The 24,833-nt window shown below is 72.5% G+C and carries 27 protein-coding genes; 14 read left to right on the top strand and 13 right to left on the bottom strand.

Going from position 1 to position 24,833, the window contains the following annotated elements; translation table 11 throughout:
* Nucleotides 1-88 precede the first annotated feature (88 nt).
* Together EJG53_RS08185 and EJG53_RS08180 are read left to right on the top strand one after the other, a co-directional pair.
* Nucleotides 89-1,819: an AMP-binding protein gene (locus EJG53_RS08185; protein WP_125044296.1), complete on the top strand. Its 1,731-nt coding sequence runs from the start codon at nt 89-91 to the stop codon at nt 1,817-1,819.
* Nucleotides 1,816-3,564 (top strand): AMP-binding protein, encoded by a 1,749-nt coding sequence (locus EJG53_RS08180; RefSeq protein ID WP_125044295.1) that lies wholly within the window; start codon nt 1,816-1,818, stop codon nt 3,562-3,564. Before EJG53_RS08185 ends, EJG53_RS08180 begins: the two co-directional genes overlap by 4 nt.
* A 58-nt stretch (nt 3,565-3,622) precedes the next feature.
* Here EJG53_RS08180 and EJG53_RS08175 read toward each other — a convergent pair whose 3' ends face one another.
* The 8 genes from EJG53_RS08175 to EJG53_RS08145 form a co-directional block, all read right to left on the bottom strand.
* A complete protein-coding gene (locus tag EJG53_RS08175) occupies nt 3,623-3,997 on the bottom strand; it encodes an MmcQ/YjbR family DNA-binding protein (protein ID WP_125044294.1) in 375 nt (124 codons plus the stop codon).
* Nucleotides 3,998-4,064: 67 nt separating this feature from the next.
* The gene (locus tag EJG53_RS42300; RefSeq protein WP_244955041.1) at nt 4,065-4,394 is read right to left on the bottom strand and encodes a CopD family protein; all 330 of its coding nucleotides are present in this window, start codon (nt 4,392-4,394) and stop codon (nt 4,065-4,067) included.
* A 9-nt stretch (nt 4,395-4,403) separates the two neighbouring features.
* The gene (locus EJG53_RS08170) at nt 4,404-5,129 is read right to left on the bottom strand and encodes a hypothetical protein (RefSeq protein ID WP_244955040.1); all 726 of its coding nucleotides are present in this window, start codon (nt 5,127-5,129) and stop codon (nt 4,404-4,406) included.
* Between the two features lie 113 nt (nt 5,130-5,242).
* Nucleotides 5,243-5,764: a GNAT family N-acetyltransferase gene (locus tag EJG53_RS08165; protein ID WP_244955039.1), complete on the bottom strand. Its 522-nt coding sequence runs from the start codon at nt 5,762-5,764 to the stop codon at nt 5,243-5,245.
* Nucleotides 5,765-5,810: 46 nt separating this feature from the next.
* Nucleotides 5,811-6,362 (bottom strand): hypothetical protein, encoded by a 552-nt coding sequence (locus tag EJG53_RS08160; RefSeq protein WP_125044293.1) that lies wholly within the window; start codon nt 6,360-6,362, stop codon nt 5,811-5,813.
* A gap of 77 nt (nt 6,363-6,439) precedes the next feature.
* Nucleotides 6,440-6,829 carry a hypothetical protein gene (locus EJG53_RS08155; RefSeq protein WP_244955038.1) on the bottom strand — a complete coding sequence of 130 codons (390 nt, stop codon included), beginning with the start codon at nt 6,827-6,829 and terminating at the stop codon, nt 6,440-6,442.
* 125 nt (nt 6,830-6,954) lie between these two features.
* Nucleotides 6,955-8,697, bottom strand: coding sequence for a DUF6297 family protein (locus EJG53_RS08150; RefSeq protein ID WP_125044292.1), 1,743 nt, complete (start codon nt 8,695-8,697; stop codon nt 6,955-6,957).
* Nucleotides 8,694-9,398, bottom strand: coding sequence for an ATP-binding cassette domain-containing protein (locus tag EJG53_RS08145; protein WP_125044291.1), 705 nt, complete (start codon nt 9,396-9,398; stop codon nt 8,694-8,696). The genes EJG53_RS08150 and EJG53_RS08145 overlap by 4 nt, the downstream gene beginning before the upstream one ends.
* A gap of 372 nt (nt 9,399-9,770) precedes the next feature.
* Here EJG53_RS08145 and EJG53_RS08140 point away from each other — a divergent pair, with 372 nt between their 5' ends.
* The 6 genes from EJG53_RS08140 to EJG53_RS08115 all read left to right on the top strand — a co-directional run bounded on the left by EJG53_RS08140 (nt 9,771) and on the right by EJG53_RS08115 (nt 14,702).
* Nucleotides 9,771-10,301, top strand: coding sequence for a hypothetical protein (locus tag EJG53_RS08140; RefSeq protein WP_125044290.1), 531 nt, complete (start codon nt 9,771-9,773; stop codon nt 10,299-10,301).
* 111 nt (nt 10,302-10,412) lie between these two features.
* Nucleotides 10,413-11,303 (top strand): DUF4097 family beta strand repeat-containing protein, encoded by an 891-nt coding sequence (locus EJG53_RS08135; protein WP_125044289.1) that lies wholly within the window; start codon nt 10,413-10,415, stop codon nt 11,301-11,303.
* A 41-nt stretch (nt 11,304-11,344) separates the two neighbouring features.
* Entirely contained in the window at nt 11,345-12,340 is a 996-nt protein-coding gene (locus tag EJG53_RS08130) for an ABC transporter ATP-binding protein (protein WP_125044288.1), read from the top strand.
* Complete coding sequence (locus tag EJG53_RS08125) at nt 12,340-13,131, top strand: ABC transporter permease (RefSeq protein WP_125044287.1); 792 nt, start codon at nt 12,340-12,342, stop codon at nt 13,129-13,131. Before EJG53_RS08130 ends, EJG53_RS08125 begins: the two co-directional genes overlap by 1 nt.
* Nucleotides 13,132-13,217: 86 nt before the next feature.
* Complete coding sequence (locus EJG53_RS08120; RefSeq protein WP_125044286.1) at nt 13,218-14,465, top strand: cytochrome P450; 1,248 nt, start codon at nt 13,218-13,220, stop codon at nt 14,463-14,465.
* Between the two features lie 66 nt (nt 14,466-14,531).
* A complete protein-coding gene (locus EJG53_RS08115; protein ID WP_371858794.1) occupies nt 14,532-14,702 on the top strand; it encodes a ferredoxin in 171 nt (56 codons plus the stop codon).
* Nucleotides 14,703-14,786: 84 nt separating this feature from the next.
* Here EJG53_RS08115 and EJG53_RS08110 read toward each other — a convergent pair whose 3' ends face one another.
* The 5 genes from EJG53_RS08110 to EJG53_RS08090 all read right to left on the bottom strand — a co-directional run bounded on the left by EJG53_RS08110 (nt 14,787) and on the right by EJG53_RS08090 (nt 20,430).
* Nucleotides 14,787-15,518 (bottom strand): hypothetical protein, encoded by a 732-nt coding sequence (locus tag EJG53_RS08110; protein ID WP_125044285.1) that lies wholly within the window; start codon nt 15,516-15,518, stop codon nt 14,787-14,789.
* A gap of 480 nt (nt 15,519-15,998) precedes the next feature.
* A complete protein-coding gene (locus EJG53_RS08105; RefSeq protein ID WP_125044284.1) occupies nt 15,999-17,468 on the bottom strand; it encodes a catalase in 1,470 nt (489 codons plus the stop codon).
* A 215-nt stretch (nt 17,469-17,683) separates the two neighbouring features.
* On the bottom strand, nt 17,684-18,661 hold the full coding sequence (locus EJG53_RS08100; RefSeq protein WP_167515075.1) for a thiamine pyrophosphate-binding protein: 978 nt from the start codon (nt 18,659-18,661) through the stop codon (nt 17,684-17,686).
* A 4-nt stretch (nt 18,662-18,665) separates the two neighbouring features.
* Entirely contained in the window at nt 18,666-19,559 is an 894-nt protein-coding gene (locus tag EJG53_RS08095; protein WP_125044282.1) for a 2-hydroxy-3-oxopropionate reductase, read from the bottom strand.
* Between the two features lie 28 nt (nt 19,560-19,587).
* A complete protein-coding gene (locus EJG53_RS08090; RefSeq protein ID WP_125044281.1) occupies nt 19,588-20,430 on the bottom strand; it encodes a TIM barrel protein in 843 nt (280 codons plus the stop codon).
* Between the two features lie 189 nt (nt 20,431-20,619).
* On the opposite strand from EJG53_RS08090, the gene EJG53_RS08085 reads away from it, so the two are divergent.
* The 6 genes from EJG53_RS08085 to EJG53_RS08060 all read left to right on the top strand — a co-directional run bounded on the left by EJG53_RS08085 (nt 20,620) and on the right by EJG53_RS08060 (nt 24,833).
* Entirely contained in the window at nt 20,620-20,883 is a 264-nt protein-coding gene (locus EJG53_RS08085) for a YkoF family thiamine-binding protein (RefSeq protein WP_125044280.1), read from the top strand.
* Nucleotides 20,880-21,260, top strand: coding sequence for a helix-turn-helix domain-containing protein (locus tag EJG53_RS08080; RefSeq protein WP_030999631.1), 381 nt, complete (start codon nt 20,880-20,882; stop codon nt 21,258-21,260). The genes EJG53_RS08085 and EJG53_RS08080 overlap by 4 nt, the downstream gene beginning before the upstream one ends.
* Before the next feature lie 171 nt (nt 21,261-21,431).
* A complete protein-coding gene (gene uraD / locus EJG53_RS08075; RefSeq protein ID WP_125044279.1) occupies nt 21,432-21,974 on the top strand; it encodes a 2-oxo-4-hydroxy-4-carboxy-5-ureidoimidazoline decarboxylase in 543 nt (180 codons plus the stop codon).
* A complete protein-coding gene (gene uraH / locus EJG53_RS08070) occupies nt 21,971-22,387 on the top strand; it encodes a hydroxyisourate hydrolase (protein ID WP_125044278.1) in 417 nt (138 codons plus the stop codon). The genes uraD and uraH overlap by 4 nt, the downstream gene beginning before the upstream one ends.
* 5 nt (nt 22,388-22,392) lie before the next feature.
* Nucleotides 22,393-23,340 (top strand): factor-independent urate hydroxylase, encoded by a 948-nt coding sequence (pucL, locus tag EJG53_RS08065; RefSeq protein ID WP_125044277.1) that lies wholly within the window; start codon nt 22,393-22,395, stop codon nt 23,338-23,340.
* Between the two features lie 86 nt (nt 23,341-23,426).
* Nucleotides 23,427-24,833 (top strand): nucleobase:cation symporter-2 family protein, encoded by a 1,407-nt coding sequence (locus EJG53_RS08060; RefSeq protein ID WP_174856384.1) that lies wholly within the window; start codon nt 23,427-23,429, stop codon nt 24,831-24,833.

The following is a 24,833-nucleotide window of genomic DNA, read 5'->3' as shown; positions in this document are numbered from 1 at the left end:
GATTACACGATGGCGGTAGGCGGTGCGGCAATGAGGAGGACACATGGCGGACACGGATACGACAGGTGCGACGGGTGGTACGGGCGGTATGGGTGGTGTTAAGGGGGTTACGGAAGTGACGGGAGCGGCGGCGGCCTCGGACCCGACCGCCGAGTTCCGCGCGGCGCGGGACTTCCTCCTCCGCCACCGCGAGGACTACGCCGCCGCCCGCGCGGGCTTCACCTGGCCCCGCCCCGCGTACTTCAACTGGGCGCTGGACTGGTTCGACCGCATCGCCGAGGGCAACGGCCGCACCGCCCTGCACATCGTCGAGGAGGACGGTACCCACACCCGCCGCACCTTCGACGAGCTGCGCCGCGTCTCGAACCGGGCCGCCAACTGGCTGGCCGCACAGGGCGTACGCGCCGGCGACCGGATCGTGGTCATGCTCGGCAACCAGGCCGAGCTGTGGGAGACCGCCCTCGCGGCGATGAAACTGCGGGCCGTCGTCATCCCCGCCACCCCGCTGCTCGGCCCGCTCGACCTGGCCGACCGCGTCGAGCGGGGCCGGGCCCGGCACGTGCTCGTACGGGCCGCGGACACCGCCAAGTTCGCCGGCGTGCCCGGCGACTACACCCGGATCGCGGTCGGCGGGGACGCCACGACGGCCGCCGCGGGCTGGCTCGCCTACGAGGACGCGTACACCGCCCCCGAGACGTACGAGCCCACCGGCCCCACCCGGGCCGACGACACCCTGATGCTCTACTTCACCTCCGGCACCACAGCCCGCCCCAAGCTCGTCGAGCACACCCACACCTCCTACCCCGTCGGCCACTTGGCGACGATGTACTGGATCGGCCTGAAACCCGGTGACGTCCACCTGAACATCTCCTCACCCGGTTGGGCCAAGCACGCCTGGTCCAATCTCTTCGCCCCCTGGAACGCCGAGGCCACCGTCTTCATCCACAACTACACCCGCTTCGACGCGGCCCGGCTGACGGCCGAGATGGACCGGGCCGGCGTCACCAGCTTCTGCGCCCCGCCGACCGTGTGGCGGATGCTCATCCAGGCCGACCTGACCGCGCTGAAGAACCCGCCGCGCGAGATCGTCGCGGCCGGCGAACCGCTCAACCCGGAGATCATCGAACGGGTACGGGAGGCGTGGGGCGTCACCATCCGCGACGGCTTTGGGCAGACCGAGACCGCCGTCCAGGTGGCCAACACCCCGGGCCAGCCCCTCAAACCGGGCTCCATGGGCCGCCCCACCCCCGGCTTCGAGGTCGTCCTGCTGGACCCGGTCACCGGCGAGCCCGCCGACGAGGGCGAGATCGCCCTCGACCTGTCCGCCCGGCCGGTGGGCCTGACCACCGGCTACCACGGCGACCCGGAACGCACCGCCGAGGCGATGGCCGGCGGCTACTACCGCACCGGTGACATCGGCTCGCGGGACGCCGATGGCTACGTCACGTACATCGGGCGCCGGGACGACGTCTTCAAAGCATCCGACTACAAGATCTCACCCTTCGAGCTGGAGAGCGCACTGCTGGAGCACGAAGCGGTCGCCGAGGCCGCCGTGGTGCCCGCGCCGGACCCCGTACGGCTGGCCGTACCCAAGGCGTACGTGGTGCTGGCGGCCGGCTGGGAGCCTGGCCCGGAGACCGCGGCCGAACTCTTCGCGCACTCCCGCGCGGTGCTCGCCCCGTACAAGCGGGTGCGGCGGCTGGAGTTCGCCGACCTGCCCAAGACGGTCTCCGGCAAGATCCGCCGTGTGGAGCTGCGCGAGCGCACCGCCGAAGAGGGCGGCGGCGCCGCCGAGTACCGAGAGGAAGACCACCGATGACCGACATGAGCAGGCCGCCGAGCCACCCGCCGGGACCGCGGGAGAGCGGCGCCGAGCAGCGCCGGGAGGCGTACACACGGGGGGAGACCGGCCGGCCGCTGCTCGACCGCACCATCGGCGCCGACCTGGACCGCACGATCGGCCGGTTCGGCGACCGCGAGGCGCTGGTGGACGTGGCGGGCGGGCGCCGCTGGACCTACGCGGAGCTGGGGCGCGCGGTGGACGAGGTGGCGCTCGGCCTGCTCGCCAAGGGCGTCCGCAAGGGCGACCGGGTCGGCATCTGGGCGCCCAACTGCCCCGAGTGGGTGCTGGTGCAGTACGCCACCGCCCGCATCGGCGCCATCATGGTCAACATCAATCCCGCCTACCGTGTGCACGAATTGGCGTATGTGCTCAAGCAGGCCGGGATGAGCGTGCTGGTCTCCGCCGTCGCGCACAAGAGCAGCGACTACCGGCGGATGATCGAGCAGGTACGGGCCGAGAGCCGGGCCCTGCGGGACGTGGTCTACATCGACGATCCCACCTGGGACGGCCTGCTGGCGGCCGGCGCCGGGGTGCCGCGGGAGAAGCTCGCCGCCTGCGCGAAGGAACTGTCGCCGCACGACCCGGTCAACATCCAGTACACCTCCGGCACCACCGGCTTCCCCAAGGGCGCCACCCTCTCCCACCACAACATCCTCAACAACGGCTTCTGGGTGGGCGAGACGGTCGGCTACACCGAGCACGACCGGGTCTGTCTGCCGGTGCCCTTCTACCACTGCTTCGGCATGGTCATGGGCAACCTCGGCGCCACCTCGCACGGCGCCTGCATCGTCATCCCGGCCCCCGCCTTCGACGCGGCGGACACCCTGCGGGCCGTCCAGGAGGAGCGCTGCACCTCCCTGTACGGCGTACCGACGATGTTCATCGCCGAACTGGACCACCCGGACTTCGCCTCGTACGACCTGTCGTCGCTGCGCACCGGCATCATGGCGGGCTCGCCGTGCCCCGAGGAGGTGATGCGGCGGGTCGTCTCCGAGATGCACATGGGCGAGGTCTCCATCTGCTACGGCATGACCGAGACCTCACCGGTCTCCACCCAGACCCGGCGCGACGACGACCTGGCGCACCGCACCGGCACGGTCGGCCGAGTCCTGCCGCACATCGAGGTCAAGGTGGTGGACCCGGTGACCGGCGCGACGGTACCGCGCGGCGAGCCGGGCGAACTGTGCACCCGCGGCTACAGCGTGATGCTGGGCTACTGGGAGGAGCCGGAGCGCACCGACGAGGCGATCGACGCGGAGCGCTGGATGCACACCGGCGATCTCGCGGTGATGAACGACGACGGCTATCTGCGGATCGTCGGCCGCATCAAGGACATGATCATCCGGGGTGGGGAGAACGTCTACCCGCGCGAGATCGAGGAGTTCCTCTACACCCACCCCAAGATCGCGGACGTGCAGGTGGTCGGCGTCCCGGACGCCAAGTACGGCGAGGAGATCGCCGCCTGCGTCATCCTGCGCGACTCCGCGGACGGCCTCACCCGCGACGAGCTGGCCCGCTTCTGCCGCTCGCGCCTGGCGCACTACAAGGTGCCGCGGTACGTCCATGTCCTCGACGCCTTCCCGATGACGGTCAGCGGCAAGGTCAGGAAGGTCGAGCTGCGGGAGCGGCTGGCGGCGCGGCTGACGCAGGAGACGGAGGCCGCGGCCGGACCGGCCGCCGCTCCGGAACCGTCCGGTCCCGTCGAAGCGGCACCGGCGTAACGGTCGGGTGTGACGGTCGGACGTCACGGCAGGCACGGCCGGGCCGCGCGCCCTGGGATCAGGCGTGGCCCGGCCAGTCCAGCACGAGCTGCTGCGCCCGCGGCAGCCGCGCGACGATGAGGTCGTACGAGTCCTCGATCATGTCCAGGACCAGCCGGTCGTCCAGCGCGCCCGTCAGCGAGACGGTGTTCCAGTGCCGCTTGTTGAGGTGGTAGCCCGGCACGATCTCGGGGTGCGCGGCCCGCAGCCGCTCCGCCAGGTCGGGGTCGCACTTCAGACTCACGCTCAGCGGCCCGGCGTCCAGGCTGCTCAACGCGAAGATCTTCCCGCCGACCTTGAACGTGCACACCTCCTGGTTCCCGGGGAACGGGAACTCCTCGACCGCCCCGTTGAAGCCCAGGCAGACGGCCCGCAGCCGCTTCGCATCGAACATCCGGCCATTATCGCGCGCGAGGGGCGCGGCGGTTCCGGCGCACTGCCGATACGGGCGGGTACGGGCCTCACGGCGCGGGCGGCAGCGGTACGGCGGTCAGCACGGCGGAAACCACGACCACCGCGGCCAGCGCCGCCACCTCCGCGCGGGCCGGTCCGGTCGCCGCCCCCGGCAGCGCCACCTCCCGCCGCAACCGCCTGCGGGCGGCCAGCGCCAGGCCGCCCACCACCAGGACGAGCACGAGCTTGGCCAGCAGGACACGGCCGTACGCCGTGCCGAACGTCTCCGCGAGCGGCAGCCGGCGCAGGGTGCTGCACACGCCGGTGACCGTGATCGCGGCGAACAGCAGCGCCGCCGGCCGGGCGTACCGCAGCAGCAACTCCCGCCCCGCCGCCACCTCCTGCCGTCAGCACCACCGCGTCCGCAGCACGTACAGCAGACCACCCGCCCACAGCGCGGTCGACGTCAGATGGACGAGGGTGAGCGCGACGCCGACCAGCGGTGTGTCCGCCTCGGGGTGGGCCCGCAGCGCCTCGCCGAAGACGACGGCGGCCAGCGGAACACCGGCCCACCCCGGACGGCGGGAAGCCGCACACAGGGCGGCGAGCAGAAACGCGTTGGCCTCCAGGAGGGCCAGCAGGCCGGGCCGGGTGGCGTACGCGTCGACCAGCGCCGGCCCCGACAGCCCCGCCAGCGGCGACCCGCTCCCCGCGACCAGCAGCAACTGCCCCACGGCCGCCGCCGCTCCCACCCACGCGGCCCGCTTCGACCACCCCCGCGGCAACGCGGCCGACGCGCCCCGCACACGCCGCGCGAGCCGCACCCCGGCCAGCTCGCCGACCTGTACGCACAGCGTGGCCAGCAGTACCGCCCGCAGCAGCGCGGTGGCCCCGTCCCCGGGTAATCGGATCTCGTACGACTCGTCGACCACGAGTCCCGTACCGAGCAGCGGCACGAGGACGGCGACGCAGCCCGCCGCGGCGACGGCACAGACCCGCCGGGCGGGGGAGAGGCGCGGGGTCGCCCTGTCCGCCCTGCCGGACGCATCGTTGCCACCGTCGCCATCGCCGCCGTCGAGGCTCGTCGCGGCAGGCTCAGGGACGGACGAGGAGGCCGATTGACGTGGATTCATCCCGCGATGGTCCCCGTCGGCCGAAGCCCCGGGCAACCGGGGCGCACCCGCGCGTCACGCAACCAGGCCACCGCCGCCCCTCCGGCCTCCCGCGTCACCCACCCCTGCTCGCGTCAGCCGTCCCGCCGCATGCAGACCCGCTCCCACCGGTCCAGCCCCAGCTCCGCCTCCCGGCGACGGATCGCGCGCAGGCCCTGCGTGAGGTCGGCGTCGTCCAGGACACGGAAGCCGAGCCGGGCGTAGTACGGGGCGTTCCACGGCACGTCCGCGAAGGTGGTCAGGGTGACCGACGGCAGCCCGCTGTCCTGCCGAGCACGCTCGATGAGCGCCCGGCCGAGCCCGCGGCGCGCGCCGTCCGGATGGACGGACACCTGCTCGATGTGCGCGCAGCCGTCGACCGGCTCCCAGAGCAGGTACGCGAGCGGCGCGCCGCCCGGTGCGGAGCAGGCGACCAGCGCCCGCCCCGCCTCCTGGTAGCGCGCCAACTCCGGCAGCGACGGCGGCTCGTCGTCCGCGATCCGCTCCATGCCCACAGTGCGGAACGCCTCTCCGGCGGCCCGCTCGATGTCACGCAGTACGGGAAGGTCGCCGGGCACGGCCGGGCGGACGACGGGACAGGTCTCCATGGCGTTCATGGACGTACCGTCGCAGGTGCCCCGGCACACGGCAGCCGATTTTCGCTCAGCCGGTGGCCTGGGGAGCGTCCAGGGACCGGGCGAAGTCGGCGAGCGTGCGGAAGTCGTTCTCCCGCAGGCCGACCCGGGGATTGACGTGGTGCAGCAGTCCGGGCCCCCGGTGGTGGGCGGTCACATACGTCTGGTCCAGCGCGCTCTGTTCGTCGTCCACCCAGGCGAAAGGGCGGCCGTCGGCGTAGTTCACCAGCGGGCCGGTCTTCCAGTGGACGCCGTCAGGACGCTCCTGGAGCAAGACGTCGCCGAAGTCGACGAAGGGAAGTTCGGGAAGGCCGAGCACCGGTGCTATCCACCGGTTGGCGTTGTCCATCCAGGTGGTGGCCCAGCAGAGCTGGAACCCGAGCCGGAGCAGGAATTGCCCGTGCTCCGGGTTGAGCCAGACCCGCAGGGGGCGCCGCCGGGACGACAGGCCCAGGTTCTCCTCCTGGGCGCCGTCGCGGGGCACCCTGATCGTGGTGTAGCCGTCGGGACGCCTCTGCGGCTTGGCCGCATACGGGTTGAGCGGCCCGTCCACGTCGAGGAACAGCAGTGGTCGGTTCATGGCGTCCCCCGAGTCCTGCGTGCTGTCGACTGCCCTGGTCAGCGTAGCCGCAGGGAATGGCCGGGCCTGATCGGTCCTCAAGCGAGCCAGAGCGAATTCCGTCGATGGCGCGCCGGCAGCACGTCCACCGTGTCCGCGAGGTCGAGCATGCCTTCCTCGCCGGGGGAATTCACCCGACGCAGCAGCATTCCGATCTGGGCCCGCAGCCGCTGGCGCGCCCGGCGTTCCTCCACGGCGGCCCAGCGGGCCACGGAACGGTCCCGCTGGTGCCGGGGAAAGGAGCGGACGTCCACCTGGCGGCGGACGGGCAGCGGCCGTGGCCTCCCGGGCGCGCGCGCGGCTTCGGCCAGGCTGCGGGCGCTGTACCTGAGGTCGCGGACGACCACGGAATGCCAAGGGCCGCCCGGCGGGCGGGCGTCCGTATTCCGGCTGCGGGAAGGGGGAACGTGGTGGGCGGTACGTGCCACGGGACTCCGTCGGTAACGACCGCCAGGTATTTCCTGGCGGGCTACTCGAATCCCGTGGGCCCGGTCGCGCGGTGGTTGCTCATGTACGCGACTTTACCGCCCGCGTCAGCTCCGTCGGCGGGAATTCAGTGCTTGACGAGACGGTCCGCCGAGCGCGTCACGAAGAACAGCAGACCGGCCGTGAGCAGTGCCGCCACGACGGCCACGGAGGACACGGACCGGGCGTCGAGGCCGTGGCCGAGGGCCGCGTTCAGTACGAGGACGAGGCCGGTGACCGACACCAGCGGTCCGGCGGCGTACCACGCGGCGAACAGGAACGGTCCCGGGCCGCCCATCGGCGTGGCGCCACCGACGAACAGCAGGTCGGTACGGGCCGGTCCGCGGCACGCGCCGAAGACCGCCGCCGCCGCGAACGGCAGTGCGCACAGCGGCATGAGCAGGAGCGTCCACGCCGCGCCGGCCAGCGCGTACGGCACGGCCGCGAGCAGGCCCAGCAGCGCGCCGAGCACCGCGGGCACGATCGTGTGATGCAGCATCAGCGTCCGCAGCCGGAACGGCGACCAGGCCGCCCGCCGTACGTTGTCGGTCTCCAGACGGGCCGGTTCGGCGAGGGCGCCGACCGCCGCGTACCCGCACAACAGCCCTACGGCCAGGCCGAGGACGCGCTTCTCGCCCGCCGTCGCCGCGCCGAGTCCCGCCGCGGCGGCGGCAGCGGCCGTCCAGGCGACGGCGCGGCCCAGCCTTCCGGGCGCGCGCAGCAGGGCCAGCAGGTCGCGCCAGACGACGACGAGGTGCCGGTTCCGCGGTGCCCGCAGGCGGAACCGGCGCTTCGGTTCGTCGCCGCCGGCCTCCAGGACAGCCAGTTTCGCGGCCCGCAGTTCCAGGGCGAACACCCCGGACGTGACGGCCGTGGCCGTCGCCGCGCGGCTGCGCAACTGGGCGTTGGGTACGTGCGCGGCGTCCCGGTGCGCGTACAGGACGGCCGCGGCGGTGACGGCCACGAGGAGCACGGTCGCGGCCGGCCACCCGTGCGCCGCTCCGCCCGTCACGGACACGACCGGCTGCGCCGCCCAGCCCCACGGGCCGGACCACAGCTCGGCCAGTTCCAGGGGCGACCAGCGGTGGCCGGCGCCGGCCAGGGCGGCCTGGGCCGCGCCGAGGGCCAGCAGCAGGGCGGCGGGCGCGGTCGCACGCCGTACGTACGGTGCCAGGTGCGGTCTGCGCTCCACCGCCATGCCGAGTGAGACGGCCAGCAGCGGCAGACAGACCGCCGCCGGGAGCAGGGCCAGGAGCCCGCCGCCGAAGGAGGTCTGGCCGGTGACCTGGAGGACCACGGCGGCGGCCGCCGCCACCAGCAGTCCCGCGCCCACGGCCAGTCCGGCGGAGAGCCGGAAGCTGGGGCGCAGTACCGCTCCGCGCCGTACGGGCTGGGCGAGGAGCCAGCCGACGGAAGGCCCGGACACCACGACCGGCCCGCGCCACAGCGCGTCGCGCGAGGCGAGTACGGCCAGCCCGAGGGTGACGGCGACGAAGGCGGCGGGCAGGGTGCGCTGGAGATCGGCGCCGAGGCTGCCGTGGTCCGCGCCGAGTTTCAGTTCGCGCAGGAAGCGGACGGCGTAGCCGCTGCCGTACCCCAGGGCCGCGAGGACGACGCAGTAGACGAGTACGGCCCGGTCGCGGCGGCGCTGGCGGTGGTGGGCGCGGCGCTTGGCGCGCAGCCAGTGCAGGGTCTCGGCGGTGCGGTCGTCGTCGGCCTCGGTCCAGACGGCGTGTTCCTCGGGCGCCTCCCCGGTTTCGTCCCCTACGGGGCCGGGGACCGCCGTCCGCGCGTTCTCTTCCGTGGCGCGTTCCGTGTCGCGTGCGGTCATGAGCGGACGCCCAGCTTCTCCAGCACCTCGGCCGGACTGCCCTCTTCGACGACCTCGCCGTCCTCCAGCGCGATCATGCGGTCGGCGACCTCCAGGGCCAGCTCCGCCTGGTGCGTGGCGAGCAGGACGGCCACGCCGTCCGCCTTCTCGGCGGCCAGCAGGGCGGCCAGGCGCGCGCGGGCGTCGGGGTCCAGCCGCTGCTCGGGTTCGTCGAGGACGAGCAGGTCTCGCGGCCGTACCAGCGCGGCGGCCAGCAGCAGCGACTGCAACTGGCCGGAGGAGAGCGAACCCGGCAGCGCGTGGGCGTGACCGGCCAGCCGTCGGTCGGCGAGCACCTGGTCGATCCATGCCTGGGCGTCGTCCACGGCGTGCGCCACGGTGACGAGTTCGAGGTGTTCGCGGACGGTCAGGTCCGGGTAGCAGGCGACGCTGTCGCCGACCACCGCGACCCGCGCCCGTACCTCCGGATCGTCCTCGGTCACCTTGCGGCCCGCGAACCGGGCCGTGCCGGTGGTCGGCGCGTCCCGGCCGCACGCGATGCGCAGCAGGGTGGACTTGCCGGACCCGTTGTGGCCGAACAGGGCCGTGCAACTGCCGGCGGCCACGTCGAGGTCGATCGGGCGCAGTGCCTGCCGGTCGCCGTAGCGACGGCTGACGCCGCGCAGTTGCAGCAGCGCGTTCGCGTTGGTCCTGGCCTTCATGGGGGTGCTTTCCGTCGGCACGATGGGTCGTACCCGACTTTAAGGGCCCGGGTCCGGGCCGCGGCCGGGCGCCCGCCCGGGTACGCGGCAGGCCCGGCGGCGTCCGGTCGGTGGAGTGGTGGTGTCAGCCGGTGACGCCATGGCGCCATAACGGCGTTCCGCTGGCGCAGTGGCCGCGATGTGGCGAGGTGGGTCCCCTCCGCCCAAGTGGTGTCACCCTGGCGTCGCTGCGGCGCCATCGCGAGCGGCTCCCCGGTCAAGGCGGCGCCATGGCGCACCGATTCACCAGTGAACCCGCTGGTCAGAGCCTTTCCGGAAGAGTGAGCGCCAAACTGGCTCGCCATGGCACCATCGATGTGCCATGATGATGCCATGGACCTGACGCCCTACGTCGATACCCTCCGACAGGAGCTGGCTGTCGCCGCGGACACCGGCGGCGACGACGCCCGCGCCCTCGCCGAGCGGCTCGCCGCGCCCCTGGAATCCGCCGCCCGCCTGACCCTCCTCGACGCGCTGTCCGCCGCCATGGGCGAGGTCACGCGAGAACTGGCGCCGGGCTCGGTCGACGTACGGCTGCGGGGCCTCGACCCGGAGTTCGTGGTGACGGCGCCGCCGGTGCCCGAGCCGTTCCGGGAGGCGCGGGAGCCGGTCACGGCACCCGGCGCGGCCCCGCCGCCACCGCCGTCCGCGGAGGACGGCGACGCGGCCGTGGCGCGGATCAACTTCCGTCTCCCCGCCCAGCTCAAGGTCCGCGCCGAGGGCGCCGCGGCCGTGGAGGGCCTGTCGGTCAACGCCTGGCTGGTACGGGCCGTGTCCACCGCCCTCGACGGCGGGGAGCGCGCCGGCCCGCCGGACCGCGCCCCGGACCCGGGCAACCAGGGCCTCACCGGCTGGGCCCGTTAGCTCACCGAGGCCCCACCCCACTTCCACCGGCGGGCCACCGGCCCGCCGACCCCGCTCAGTACCCGCCTCACCGGCGGGAACAACCACCCACGCCAAGAGGACGGGACAACCATGCCTGAGTTCGAGACCCCCGAACCGATCATCGCCACCCTGGAGCTGTACTGCGGCTCCGCCCGCATCACCGCGGGCAAGCGCACCGACACGGTCGTCGAGGTGCTGCCGCGCAACGGAGCCGACGACGATGACGTACGCGCCGTGCAGCAGACCCAGGTCACCTGCTCCGGCGGCCGCCTCACGGTCAAGACCCCCAAGAAGCGGTCGCTGTTCGGCAAGCCGGGCGCCGTCGAGGTGAGCGTCGAACTGCCCGCGGGCTCCGAGATCCGGGGCACCACGGGCCTGGGCCACTTCCGCTGCGAAGGCCGCTTCGGGGACGTCACGCTCAAGACCTCGCTCGGCGACCTCCACGTCGACGAGGTGACCGGCGGCAGCCTCAAGACCGACCTCGGCGACATCCGCCTGGACCGCTCGGCCGGAGACATCGAGATCACCGGCGCGGGCCGGATCGAGGTCGGCACCGTCGCCGGTACGGCGACCGTCAAGAACGGCAACGGCGCGACCAGGATCGCCGAGGTCGCCGGGGACCTGAGGACCAGCGCGGCCAACGGCGACATCTCCGTCGGCACCGCGCGCGGCAGCATCGGCGCCAAGTGCGCCAACGGCCGCATCGACGTCGACGTCGCCCTGGCCGGGGTCGACGCCTCCTCCGCCAGCGGCGGCATCCGCGTCGGCGACGTCGTCCGCGGCCGTATCGACCTGCGCACCTCCGTCGGTGACCTCGTCGTGGGCATCCACGAGGGCACCGCGGCCTGGCTCGACCTGAACACCAAGTACGGCGCGGTACGCAACGAACTCGGCTCCGCCGCCGGCCCCGCGGACTCCGACGAGACCGTCGAGGTGCACGCCCGCACCGCGACCGGCGACGTCGTCATCCGCCGCGCCTGACCGGGCGCACCCCGACTCACCGCACCCGAGAGGACAGCGGCATGACCGTCACCCGGACCTCCGCGCCGACCGCCGTGGACACCACGGCACCGGCGATCACCGCCACCGGACTGCGCAAGTCCTACGGCGACAAGCTCGTGCTCGACGGCATCGACCTGAACATCGCGGAGGGCACCGTCTTCGCCTTGCTCGGGCCCAACGGCGCCGGCAAGACCACCACCGTGGAGATCCTGTCCACGCTCATCGACGCGGACGCGGGCGACGCCTGGGTCGCGGGCCGCCATCTGACCCGGGCCGCCGACGCGGTGCGCTCCGCGATCGGCGTCACCGGCCAGTTCTCGGCCGTCGACAACCTGCTGACCGCCGAGGAGAACCTCCTTCTGATGGCGGACCTGCACCACCTCGACCGGCGCGAGGGCAAGCGGCGGGCCAGGGACCTGCTGCGCCGCTTCGACCTGTCCGAGGTGGCGGGCAAGACCGCCGCCACCTTCTCCGGCGGGATGCGGCGCAAGCTGGACCTGGCGATGACCCTGGTCGGCGAGCCGCGGATCATCTTCCTCGACGAGCCCACCACCGGGCTCGACCCGCGCAGCCGCCGCACCATGTGGGAGATCATCCGCGGCCTGGTCGCCGACGAGGGCGTGACCATCTTCCTCACCACCCAGTACCTCGAAGAGGCCGACCAGCTCGCGGACCGCATCGCCGTACTGGACCACGGCAAGCTGATCGCCGAGGGCACCGCCGACGAGCTGAAGCAGCGCATCCCCGGCGGCCACATCCGGGTGCGGTTCGCCGACGCCCTGGCCCTGGACACCGCCGCGGGTCTCTTCGGCCCCGCCACGCGCGACGAGGAAGCCCTCACCCTCCAGATCCCCGGCGACAGCTCCGTCACCACCCTGCGAGCCGTGCTGGACACCCTGGAGACCACCGCCGTACGGGCCGAGTCGCTCACCGTGCACACCCCCGACCTGGACGACGTCTTCCTGACCCTCACCGGTCAGCCCCGCCCCGCCGCCCCGACCAAGGAGAACGTCTGATGGCCACCCTGTCCTACGCGGTCCGGGACTCCAGGACGATGCTGCGCCGCAACCTCAAGAAGGCGCTGCGCTACCCGTCCCTGACACTCACCGTCGTCATCATGCCCGTCATGATGCTGCTGCTGTTCAACTACGCCTTCGGCACCGCCCTGGGCAGCGGCATCGGGGCGTCGGCCGCCGGGGGCGGCGAGTACATCGACTACCTCGCGCCCGGCATCATCCTGATGGCCGCCACGTCCGGCGCCCTGACCACCGCGATCAGCGTCTGCATGGACAAGACCGAAGGCATCGTCAACCGCTTCCGTACGATGCCGGTCTCCCGCGCCTCGTTCCTGACCGGCCATGTCGTCGGCAGCCTGATCCAGACGATGATCAGCATCGGCCTCGTGACCGCCGTGGCGCTCCTGGTGGGCTTCCGCCCCGACGCCACGCCCGTCGAATGGCTCACCGCCCTCGGCCTGCTCGCCCTGCTCACCCTGGCGCTGACCTGGCTCGCCGCCGGTATCGGCCTGGTCGCCAAGAACCCCGAGACGGCCAGCAACATCCCGATGCCGCTGACGTTCCTGCCGTTCCTCGGCAGCGCCATCGTGCCGACCGATTCGATGCCGGCCGCCCTGCGCTGGTTCGCCGAGTACCAGCCCTTCACGCCGGTCATCGACACGCTGCGCGGCCTGTGGCTCGGCACGGAGATCGGCGGCAGCGCGGTCGCCGCCCTCGCCTGGTGCGCCGGCCTCACCCTGGTCGGCTACGTCTGGGCGCGCCGCACCTTCAAGTCCGGGGCCAAGCGCTGACGCGGCCCCCGCACCACCGGCTCCGAGCGGTGACCCGCCCCAGCCGCCAGCACGTTCACCAGCACCGACGATTACTGGAGAACCCCATGCCGCACGAACCGACACCCGCCGGAACCCCCGCCGAGGGTGCCAACGCCGAAGAACTGCCCGTCCTGCCCACCGACCGCCGCACCGGCTGTCCCTTCGACCCGCCCGCCGAACTCACCGCGCTGAGCGACGAGCCGCTGCGTCGCCTGCGCTACGTCGACGGGCACACCGGCTGGCTGGTCACCGGGCACGCCGCGGCCCGCGCCGTCCTGTCCGACCCGCGCTTCAGCGCCCGCTACGAACTCCTGCACCTGCCGCTGCCGATGCCGGGCATGGAGGCGGGGGCGGAGATGGTACCGGCACCGGTCGGTGACTTCCTCGGCCTCGACGCCCCCGAGCACACCCGCTTCCGGCGGCTGCTCACCGGCAAGTTCACGGTCCGCCGGATGCGGCAACTCGCCGAGCGTGTAGAGCAGTTCACGGACGAGTGCCTGGACGCCATGGAGCAGTCCGGCCCCACCGTCGACCTGGTGGAGACGTTCGCCCGGCCGATACCCGCGCTCGTCATCTGCGAACTGCTCGGCGTGCCGTACGCCGACCGGGACCGCTTCCAGGGCCACGTGGCGACCCTCTTCGACCAGGCCGCCGACGTGACGGCGAAGGGCGAGGCGTTCGAGGCCGTCGGCCGGTTCATGGGGGAACTCGTGGCCGCCAAGCGCGCCGAACCCACCGACGACCTGCTCAGTGATCTGACCACCTCCGACCTCACGGAGGAGGAGCTGATCGGAGTCGGCGGGGTGCTCCTGGCCGCCGGACTCGACACCACCGCGAACATGCTCGGCCTCGGGACCTTCGCCCTCCTGAGCAACCCCGACCAACTGTCGGCCCTGAGCGCCGACCCGGGCCTCGCGGAGCAGACCGTCGAGGAACTGCTGCGCTACCTCAGCGTGGCCGACCCCATCCTGCGCTCCGCCCTCGAAGACGTCGAGGTGGAAGGCCGGTTGATCAAGGCCGGTGAGACGGTGACGGTGTCCGTCCAGGCCGCCAACCGCGACCCGGGCAAGTTCCCCGGCCCCGACCGGCTCGACATCCACCGCAAGGCCACCGGGCACCTCGCCTTCGGCCACGGCGCCCACCAGTGCCTCGGCCAGCAGCTCGCCCGCGTCGAGATGGCCGTCGCGTTCCCGGCGCTCCTCGCCCGCTTCCCCACCCTGCGCCTCGCGGTGCCGCCGCACGAGGTGCCGCTGCGCGACCGCGCCAACATCTACGGCGTGATCAGCCTGCCCGTCACCTGGGACAAGGAGTAGACCGTGAGCGACCCCCGCGCGCCGCTGCGCCTGAGCGCCGACCGTGACCGCTGCGTAGGCGCCGGCATGTGCGCCCTGACGGCGCCCGGAGTCTTCGACCAGGACGACGAGGAGGGCCTGGTGGTCCTTCTGGACGCCGCCCCGGCCCCCGGACACCGGGCCGCCGCCCGGATGGCCGCCGGCCTCTGTCCCGCCGGAGCCATCGCCCTCGCCCCCGTGGAGGCCACCGGATCGTAGCGACCGGGGCACGTCCCGGGCCGAGAACCCCGCACCGCGCGCCGGTGGGGGCTCTCGTGCGTCCGGCGGCCGCCCGCCGCGCTGCTACCGCCCCGTACCGTCCCTGATCAGCTCGTCGGCCGGGTCGTTGACCGGCTGCGGGGTGCCCGTGAGGTCCATGACGAACAGCGGCAGGTGCAGCGCGTCGGCGCGGGCGCGGGCGTCACGGGAGTAGCCCGCCAGGGAGAAGCAGACGGCGACCGCGGAGTCGTTGAGCGCGTTGAGCCACAGGCACTCGACCTCCCGCAGCTTGGTCGCGCGGGTCGTCGGGTCGACCTGGGCCACCACTCCGGAGCCGCGCAGGTCCACGCCCGACGCGGTGCGCTCCGGCACCCGCGCGATGTCGGTGAAGCCCAGCCATTTCAGGTACTGGGCGGCGGCGGTGACGCAGTCGCCGGCCGTACGGATGGTGACCGGCCGGAAGGCGGGGCGCAGCACCGGCGGCCGGCGGGGCGGTCCGCCGGGCAGTGCCGACGCGGGGCTGCCGGGGGCGGGCGGGTCGGGCGGCGGGGGCGGTACCGGTACGACGGGGACGCGTACCACCGTCCCGCACGCGCAGCCGGACTCCGGCGCGGGCCACTCGTCGAGCCGGCCGCAGGTCTCGCAGCGCACCTCCACCCAGGAGCTCTGCCACGTGCGGTGCAGGATCTCCACGGGTATGCCGCCGCGCAGCACCGGCAGGGTCAGCGGCGCGCCGCACGCACACGGGAAGGTGGGCGGGGTGAACGCGTTCTCGCGGCGGCACGTGGGGCAGCGCACCGGCACGCTGTCGGCCATGGCGGCTCCTGGCGGGTAGATCGGCGGGCAGGCTCGGCTGCCGCCGCCCATGGTCCTCCACCGGTTCGCTTCGGGGGAGTTGCACGGGGAGAGTCCGACATTACCGCAGACATATGCGAACGGACCCTGGCTTTCCGCGATCGTGCGGAAAGCCGGGGCCCGCGGGCGATGGTGCCGCCCGGCGGCACGGGAGATGGGCGCGACAGGACAATCGCACCGCCGGGCGGGGCTTTTGGGGGGGGAGCGGCGGGACGCGGGCTCCGAGGCGCTTCCGGGGAGACGGGCCGTCCTTCCTGCGGACGGGCACGACCACCGCACTGGTGTCTCCGGGAGACCGGGCCGCGCGGGCCGTCGGCTCCTGACCGTGCGCCGCGGAGCCCCGCGCCGCCGTTCCACGCCGGCCGGCCACCCCTCAGCGGACCGGCCGGCACGGACGCGCGTGGGGCGGACCTCCCGTCGGCCCCGCGCGCTGACCTGGGGTCAGTCCTCGCGCAGCGCGTGCAGCGCGGCTTCGACGCGCTTGCCGTACTCCGAGTCGGCCGCGTGGAAGTGGGCGAGGTTCTTCTCGACCACGTCGTCCCGGGAGACCTGCGCCAGGCCCCCGGCGATGTTCGCCACCAGGCGGTTCTTCTCGTCCTCCGACATCAGCCGGTACAGCTCGCCGGCCTGGAAGAAGTCGTCGTCCTTGGCGTGCGCCGGGGCCGCGTGGGTGCCGGTGTGGCCGGTGAGCGCGAGCGGCGCGGACAGCGGCTGGTCCGACTGCACGGGGCCGGAGCAGGAGTTGGGCTCGTAGTTCTTGGCGTGCCGGTCGTAGGCGTTGGACGCCATCAGGCCGTCCCGCCCGTAGTTGTCCGCCACGGTCGCCTTCGGCGCGTTGACCGGCAGTTGGGTGTGGTTGACGCCCAGCCGGTAGCGGTGCGCGTCGGCGTAGGCGAAGAGCCGGCCCTGGAGCATCTTGTCCGGGGACGGGCCGATGCCGGGCACGAAGTTGTTGGGCGAGAACGCGGCCTGCTCGACCTCGGCGAAGACGTTGTCCGGGTTGCGGTCGAGCACCATCCGGCCGACGCGCTGGAGCGGGTAGTCGGCGTGCGGCCACACCTTGGTCAGGTCGAACGGGTTGAAGCGGTAGTCCGCCGCCTCGGCCGCCGGCATGATCTGCACGTACAGCGTCCAGGACGGGTACACGCCGCGCTCGATGGACTGGAGCAGGTCGGTCTGGTGGCTGTTGGGGTCCTTGCCGGACAGCTCGGCGCCCTGGGCGGCGTCCAGGCAGCGGATTCCCTGGTTGGTCTTGAAGTGGTACTTGACGAAGAAGACCTCGCCGGCGGCGTTCGTCCACTGGTAGGTGTGCGAGCCGTAGCCGTTCATGTGCCGGTAGGAGGCCGGGATGCCGCGGTCGCCCATCAGCCAGGTGATCTGGTGGGTGGCCTCGGGTGAGTGGGCCCAGAAGTCCCAGACGTTGTCCGGCTCCTGCTTGCCGGTGAACGGGTCGCGCTTCTGCGAGTGGATGAAGTCCGGGAACTTCAGCGGGTCCTTGATGAAGAAGACCGGGGTGTTGTTGCCGACGAGGTCGTAATTGCCCTCCTCGGTGTAGAACTTGACCGCGAAGCCGCGCGGGTCGCGGGCGGCGTCCGGGCCGCCGAGGTTGTCGGCGACGGTCGAGAAGCGGATGAACAGGTCGGTGCGCCGGCCCACCGCGCTCAGGAAGTCGGCCCGGGTGAACCCGGTGACGTCGTCGGTCACTTCGAAGTACCCGTACGCGCCGGAGCCACGGGCGTGCACGACGCGCTCCGGGATGCGCTCGCGGTTGAAGCGGGCGAGCTTCTCCAGGAGGTGCTGGTCCTGGAGGAGCAGCGGGCCACCGACGCCGGCGGTGGCGGAGTTCTGGTTGTCGGCGATCGGAGCGCCGGCCTCCGTGGTGAGACGGCGCGTCGTCGTGGGCTTCGGCATGGTGACCTTCCGTACGAGAGCGCGGAAGTCGGCTTCCGCATGTTGGAGCGTATGGAGCACCCCCACCTCCGTCAACACTTTGTTGAAAAGTTGCCGGGCGGTGTGCGGAGGGGGTGTGGGGGCGGCTTTCGGGCGTGCTCGGGGTGTTCCCGGCGGCGGCGCCTGGGCGCGACAGGACAGGTGTCGGCGTCGCCGCCGGGAAGTCTTGGGGAGGCTTACGCCTCAGGTGGGGCGAGTGTTTGCGTGCCTGCTGCGGCGCGCGCTTCGGCCGGGGCGTGCGCGGCGATCAGCAGCAGGACCGGGCGTGCGGTCGTCACGCACTCCTTGCGGGCCCAGGCGAGCGCGGAGCGCAGGCTGCCGCGGCCGTCCACCCGGTGCCCCGAGCAGCCGTAGGTCCGCATCAGCTCCCGTGCCCGCCCGCCGCCCCGGCCGCCGGGGTCGAACACGGCCAGTACGAACGGCACCTCGTACCTTGCCGCCACTCCGAAAGCCCCCACCGTGTACGGCAGTTGATCCGCTCCGGCGAGCGCGACAACCGTGGTGTCCCGGTGGCCCGACGCGTCCAATGCCACCCGCACGCCGACCGCGGTCGGTACCTGACGGCCGGGCGGCCCGCCCCGTCCGCACACCATGAACCGGCGGGTGCGGTGCGAAGCCCGGTGCGGGCGGCCGTCGTCGGCTCGCGTGCAGTTCTGCTCGTCCAGCGCGCCGAGCACGGCGTCGTGGGCGGCCGTTCCGTACGGCAGGTCGATCAGTACGGGACCGGGTCGGCCCGCCCGCGCCGTCCGGAAGGCCGCGCGGAGAGCCTGCGGCACCCGGGCCGGGTCCTCGACCCGTACGGCAGCCTTGGTCACCGGCCGGGCCGACCGGACGAGGGCGACGGCCGGTACCGCTGTGCCGTCCCGGCCGGGCGGCGCGGCCCGGCCGGTCACGCAGACCAGCGGAACCGCGTCCGCGTGGGCCGTGCGCAGCCCGGCGAGCAGGCCGTCGAGACCCGCGCCGGATCTGGCACCGGCCTCCGGGGCCGCGACGACGACGCCGGTCCTCCCGCCCGTACGGGCCCAGCCGGCCGCCATGTGTACCGCGTCCGGTTCGTGATGGGCCATCAGGTGCCGTGTGCCGTCGGCCCGTTCCAGCGCTTCGTACCACGGCAGAGCTGCGGCGCCGGGAGTGCCGAAGATCTGGACGGGCACGGTGTCAGCCGGTGGTGTGGCCGGAGAGACGCTCGACGCCGCGCAGGAGGGCGGAGTGGTCGAGACCGCCGTCACCCTGGGCGCGCAGGGCGGCCACGAGGGAGGCGACGAGCGTGCCGGTGGGCAGCGCGGCACCGACGGCGCGGGCGGCGTCGGTGACGATGCCCATGTCCTTGTGGTGCAGGTCGATGCGGAAACCCGGCGCGAAGTCGCGGTTCAGGAAGTTGTCCTTCTTACGGGTCAGCACGGTCGAGCCGGCCAGCCCGCCGTTGAGGACGTCGAGGGCGGCGGACAGGTCGACGCCGGACTTCTCCAGGAAGACGACGGCTTCGGCGCACGCCTGGATGTTGACGGCGACGATGAGTTGGTTGGCCGCCTTGACGGTCTGCCCGGAGCCGTGCGGACCGCAGCGCACGATGGTCTTGCCGAGCGCCTCGAACAGCGGGTAGGCGGCGTCGAAGTCCTCCTGGGTGCCGCCGATCATGATGGACAGGACGGCCTCGACGGCACCGGCCTCGCCGCCGGAGACCGGGGCGTCCAGCACCCGGATCCCCTTGCCGGCCGCGGCGGCGGCCAGGTCGACGGAGGTCTGCGGGGTGATCGAGGACATGTCGATCAGCAGCGCCCCGCGCCGGGCGTTCTCCAGGATGCCGTCGGGGCCGTAGGCGATGGCCTCGACCTGGGGGGAGGCGGGCACCATGGTGACGACGACGTCCGCCTCGCGGACCGCCTCGGCTATCGAGGCGGCGGGGGTGCCGCCGGCGGCGGCGAGCCGGTCGAGCTTGTCCTGTTCGAGGGTGTGGCCGGTGACCGGGTAACCGGCCTTGATCAGGTTCTCGGCCATGGGCGCGCCCATGATGCCCAGCCCGATCCACGCGATCTTCGGAAGAGTGCTCATGTACGGGGTGCCTTTCGCGAAACGGGGGTCAGCGGGCGGCGGCGCGCAGCGGGCGGGGCAGCCAGGCGAACGCGCCGGCGCTGGGGGTGTCGCCGGGCTTGTACTCCAGGCCGGTCCAGCCGGCGTAGCCGTTCTTGCGCAGCCGGTCCAGAAGGTCTTCGAAGGGGAGGGTGCCGGTGCCGGGGGCGCCGCGGCCGGGGTTGTCGGCGATCTGGACGTGGCCGGTCCTGCCGGTGTACCGGTCGATGACCTCCTCCAGGTCCTCGCCGTTCATCGACAGGTGGTACAGGTCCATCAGGAACCGGGCGTTGTCCAGGCCGGTGGCCGCGTTGACCGCGTCCACCAGCTCGATCGCCTTGGGCGCCGAGACGATCGGGCAGTCGGGCGACTCCGGCGCGTTCAGCGCCTCGATCAGCAGCGTGGCGCCCACCCGGTGCGCGGCGCGGGCGGCCAGCGTCAGGTTCTCCAGCGCCAGGGCGTCCTGGGCGGCCGGGTCCACGCCCTGGACGCGGTTGCCGTACAGGGCGTTGAGCGCGGTGCAGCCCAGCGACTGCGCGAAGTCCGCGGCCACGTCCACGTTGGCCCGGAAGCGCTCGGACTCCTCCCCGGGGACGGACAGGGCGCCGCGGTCGGGTCCTGGGAGCTGTCCGGCGTAGAAGTTCAGTCCGACCAGGTGGGTGCCCGCGTCGCGCAGGGCGTCGCGCAGCGCGTCCAGCTCCCGCTGCTCGGGCACCGGGGCGTCCACCCACGGCCACCACAGCTCCACCGCGCCGAATCCGGCGGCCGCGGCGGCCGCCGGGCGTTCCAGCAGCGGCAGCTCGGTGAACAGGATCGACAGATTGACGTTGAAACGCGCGTCCGAGAAGCCCATGAGGGAAGAGCGCCCTTCCGTATTGCGGAACTTTGTTTCTGCTGATTGGAACATTGCCTGCGGATCTCGTGACCTGTCAAGAGGTGCCGCGCGAGCGGCTGGGGTGCGGCGGCGGTCTGCCGCCCGTACGCGTGCGGGGAGTTCCGGGGGCCCGGACAGGACGCCGTCCGGCGGCGCTAGTTTGGGGGCATGGTGCGATTGCGAGTGGAATTCACGACGGAACCGTTCGATCTGGACGAAGCGCCCGCCCACGCGGTCGTGGGGCGCGACATCATCACGGGCGCCGGGCTGGACGCCGTCGACGTCGGCCCGTTCGGCAACACCGCCGAGGGGGAGGGCGAGCAGGTGCTGTCCGCGGTGGACGCGCTGCTGCGCAAGTCCCTGGAGGCCGGCGCCACCCGCGTCTCTCTCCAGGTCAACGTGATCGCACCGGCCGGGGAGGACGCCACGTGACCGAGCCCGCCGACCACCCGTTCGTCCAGGCGGTGAAGCCGCTGGTGGACGCCATGGGCGCGGAGATGGTCGCGCCGGAGCAGGCGCGGGGTGACGATGTCGTCCTGGCCTGGGAGGGGCAGGACCGGGTCGCGGTACGGCTGCCGCACCTGTCCGAGTCGCTGGACCACCTCCTCGCCGAGCTGGAGCGCCGGCACGGGGTGCCGCTCAGCGATCTGGACCGCCGCACCAAGCAGTCGGTGGTGCGCGTCCTGGAGGCGCGGGGCGCGTTCTCCGTACGCCACGGGGTCGAGACGGTCGCCGGCGCGCTGGGCGTCAGCCGCTTCACCGTCTACAACTACCTGAACAGGGACAACGCGGCGAAGGGTGCCGACTGACCCAGCAGTGGTGCCCGTTGGGCACTTGCGCTCGTGCCGCCGTCCGGGTGAACCGGACGGCGGCTTTCTTGTTGCCGAGTTTTCAACAAAGTGTTGACGTGATGTTGCCGGAGGTCTTAGCTGTTTCCAGCCAAGCAGAGCCCGTACCGCACCAGGCCACGGAGGCTTCCCGTGTCTTCGAATCCGACGCCGGGTCTCGCCCGGTTCAACGCCGCAGCCGACCGTACGGCCCGTGCCGCACTGCGCGAGGCGTGCGCCAGCGAGGCGTGGGGGAGCCGGCTCCTCGAACGTCGCCCGTACCCCAGCACCGACGCCCTGTTCGCCGCCAGCGACGCCGCCATGGCCGAGCTGACCGCGGCGGACCTGGCCGAGGCGATGGCCGGGCACCCGCCCATCGGCCGGCCCACGCCGGGTGACGCGACCTCCTCCCGCGAACAGCGGGGGATGGCGGCGGCCGGGGACGACCTCAAGGCGGAGATGCTCGAACTGAACCTCGCCTATCAGGAGAAGTTCGGACACGTCTTCCTGATCTGCGCCACCGGCCGCACCGGTGAGGAGCTGCGGGACGCCGCCCGTAACCGGCTGGACAACACGCCGGAACAAGAACGCGAGATCGTCCGTACCGAACTGGGCAAGATCAATCGCATCCGGCTGGGCCGCCTCGTCGAGGACGCGGCGGACCCGGCAGACGCCGCAGAAGGAGCGCGACCATGAGCAGCGGAACGGCCCGGCACGAGACCTCGGTGTCCACCCACATCCTGGACACCAGCGTGGGCCGTCCCGCGGAGGGCGTCGCCCTCACGCTCTCGGTGCGCTCCGGACCCGGCGGGGACTGGAACACGTACGGCGCCTCCAAGACCGACGCGGACGGGCGCTGCAAGGACCTGCCGGCGTTGCCGGAGGGCACCACCCACGTACGCCTCGACTTCGACACCGAGACGTACCTCGCCAGCAAGGCCGCACCGGCCGATCAGCAAGCCGAGGAACAGCAGGACGCCCCCCGCGTAAGGGACAGCGGAGCTTTCTTCCCGGAAGTGGCGATCACCTTCGCCGTCCAGCCGGGTGAGCACTACCACGTACCGCTGCTGCTCAACCCGTTCGGCTACTCCGTATACCGAGGGAGCTAGCACCGATGGTCCACTCTTCCCGTCCCGCCCGCCCGGCGATGCTCGGCCAGAACCAGTACGGCAAGGCCGAGAACCGCGTCGTCCGCATCACCCGGGACGGCGACACCCACCACATCAAGGACCTCAACGTCTCGGTCGCGCTCTCCGGCGACCTCGAAGAGGTGCACCTCTCCGGCTCCAACGCCCACTGCCTGCCCACCGACACGACGAAGAACACCGTGTACGCCTTCGCCAAGGAACACGGCATCGAGTCGGCCGAGCAGTTCGGCATCCACCTGGCCCGGCACTTCGTCACCAGCCAGGAACCGATCCACCGGGCCCGCATCCGCATCGAGGAGTACACCTGGGAGCGCATCGAGACCTCCGAGGCCAACGCCCAATTCATCGGCGCGGACGAGGTCCGGCACTCCTTCGTCCGCAAGGGCCAGGAGACCCGGCTGACCCAGATCACCTACGACGGTGAGCGCTGGCAGGTCGTCTCCGGCCTGAAGGACCTGGTCGTGATGAACTCCACCAACTCCGAGTTCTGGGGCTACATCAAGGACCAGTACACGACCCTCAAGGAGGCGTACGACCGCATCCTGGCCACCGAGGTCTCCGGCCGCTGGCGGTTCAACTGGACCGACGACGACCAGCGGATGCCCAACTGGGAACGCTCCTACGCCCAGGTCAAGAAGCACCTGCTGGACGCCTTCGCGGAGACCTACAGCCTCTCGCTCCAGCAGACCCTGTACCAGATGGGCTCGCGGATCATCACTCACCGCGCGGAGATCGACGAGGTGCGGTTCTCGCTGCCGAACAAGCACCACTTCCTGGTGGATCTGGAGCCCTTCGGCCTGAAGAACGACCATGAGGTCTACTACGCGGCGGACCGCCCGTACGGCCTGATAGAAGCCACTGTCCTGCGCGACGGTGTCGAAGCCGAGATCCCGACGGATCTGACCAACCTCTGACGGCTCCCGACGCAGCGCCGTGCCTCGCCGTCCCTCCCCGTCCCGCAGCGGGGAGGGGCCCGCGCCTCCTGAGGGGAACGCGAAACATGGCCGCACCACCACCGCACGTTGAGCACCGCCCCGCCCCACCGGTCCACCCGGTGGACGAGAAGCCGGCACCCAAGCGGCTCGTCCCCGCCGCTCTGCAGCACATCGCCGCCATGTACGCCGGCGTCGTCACCCCTCCGCTCATCATCGGCCAGGCCACCGGCCTGGACACCGGGGGACGCACCCGGCTGATCGCCGCCAGCCTGCTGATCGCCGGGCTCGCGACCCTCCTGCAGACCCTCGGCGCCGGCCGGTTCGCCGGCAACCGGCTGCCGTTCGTCAACGCCGCCTCCTCCGCCGGCATCACCCCGATGCTCGCCATCGCCGAGACCACCGCCAAAGGACACCAACTACCCGCCATCTACGGGGCGGTGATGGTCGCCGGCGCCTTCTGCCTCGCCGTCGGCCCGTTCTTCGGCAGACTGCTGCGCTACTTCCCGCCCCTGGTCACCGGCATCGTCATCACCCTCATCGGCGTCACCCTGATGCCCGTACCGGTCGGCTGGGCGCAGGGCGGCGACAAGGAGGCCGCCGACTTCGGCTCCATGAAGTACCTGGCGCTGGCCGCCTTCACTCTCGTGGTCATCCTGCTGATCCAGCGCTTCGCCCGCGGCTTCGTCAAACAGATCGCCCTGCTGCTGGGCCTGGTCGCCGGCACCCTCGCCGCCGTCCCGTTCGGCATGGCGAGCTTCGACGCGCTGCGCGAGGCGCCCGTCGTCGCGCTGCCCACCCCCTTCGCCTTCGGCGCACCGGAGTTCCAGCCCGCCGCCGTCCTGTCCCTGTGCATCGTGATGCTGGTCCTGATGACCGAGTCCGCGGCCGGGATGCTCGCCCTCGGCGAGATCTGCGAACGGCGTACGACGGGGCGGACCATCACCCGCGGCCTGCGCACCGACGGCCTCGCCACCCTCGTCGGACCGGTCTTCGGCGGCTTCCCCACCAGTGCCTTCGCGCAGAACGTCGGTGTCGTCTCGCTGACCCGGGTACGCAGCCGCTACGTCGTCGCCGTCGCGGGCGCCACCCTGCTGGTCCTCGGCGCCTTCCCCGTCCTCGGCGCGGTCGTCAACCTCGTACCGATGCCCGTCCTCGGCGGCGCCGGCATCGTCCTGTTCGGCTCGATCGCGGTCAGCGGCATCCGTACGCTTGCCGAGGCCGGCCTCGACGACAGCTCCAACATCATCCTGGTGGCCGTCTCGCTGGGCGCGGGCATCATCCCGCTCGCCGCCCCGAGGTTCTACGAGGACTTCCCCGCCTGGGCGCAGACCGTGCTCGGCTCCGGCATCAGCGCCGGCGCGCTCGTCGCGGTCCTGCTCAACCTGTTCTTCCACCATCTCGGCACCCGGAGCACCAAGGGGGCAGCGGTCCTGTCAGCCGCTTCGCCCGGCTCCGGCACTCAAATCCCGTAG

Source organism: Streptomyces chrestomyceticus JCM 4735 (assembly GCF_003865135.1).
Classification (GTDB): Bacteria; Actinomycetota; Actinomycetes; order Streptomycetales; family Streptomycetaceae; genus Streptomyces; species Streptomyces chrestomyceticus.
This window is presented reverse-complemented; position numbering and strand designations above follow the sequence as displayed.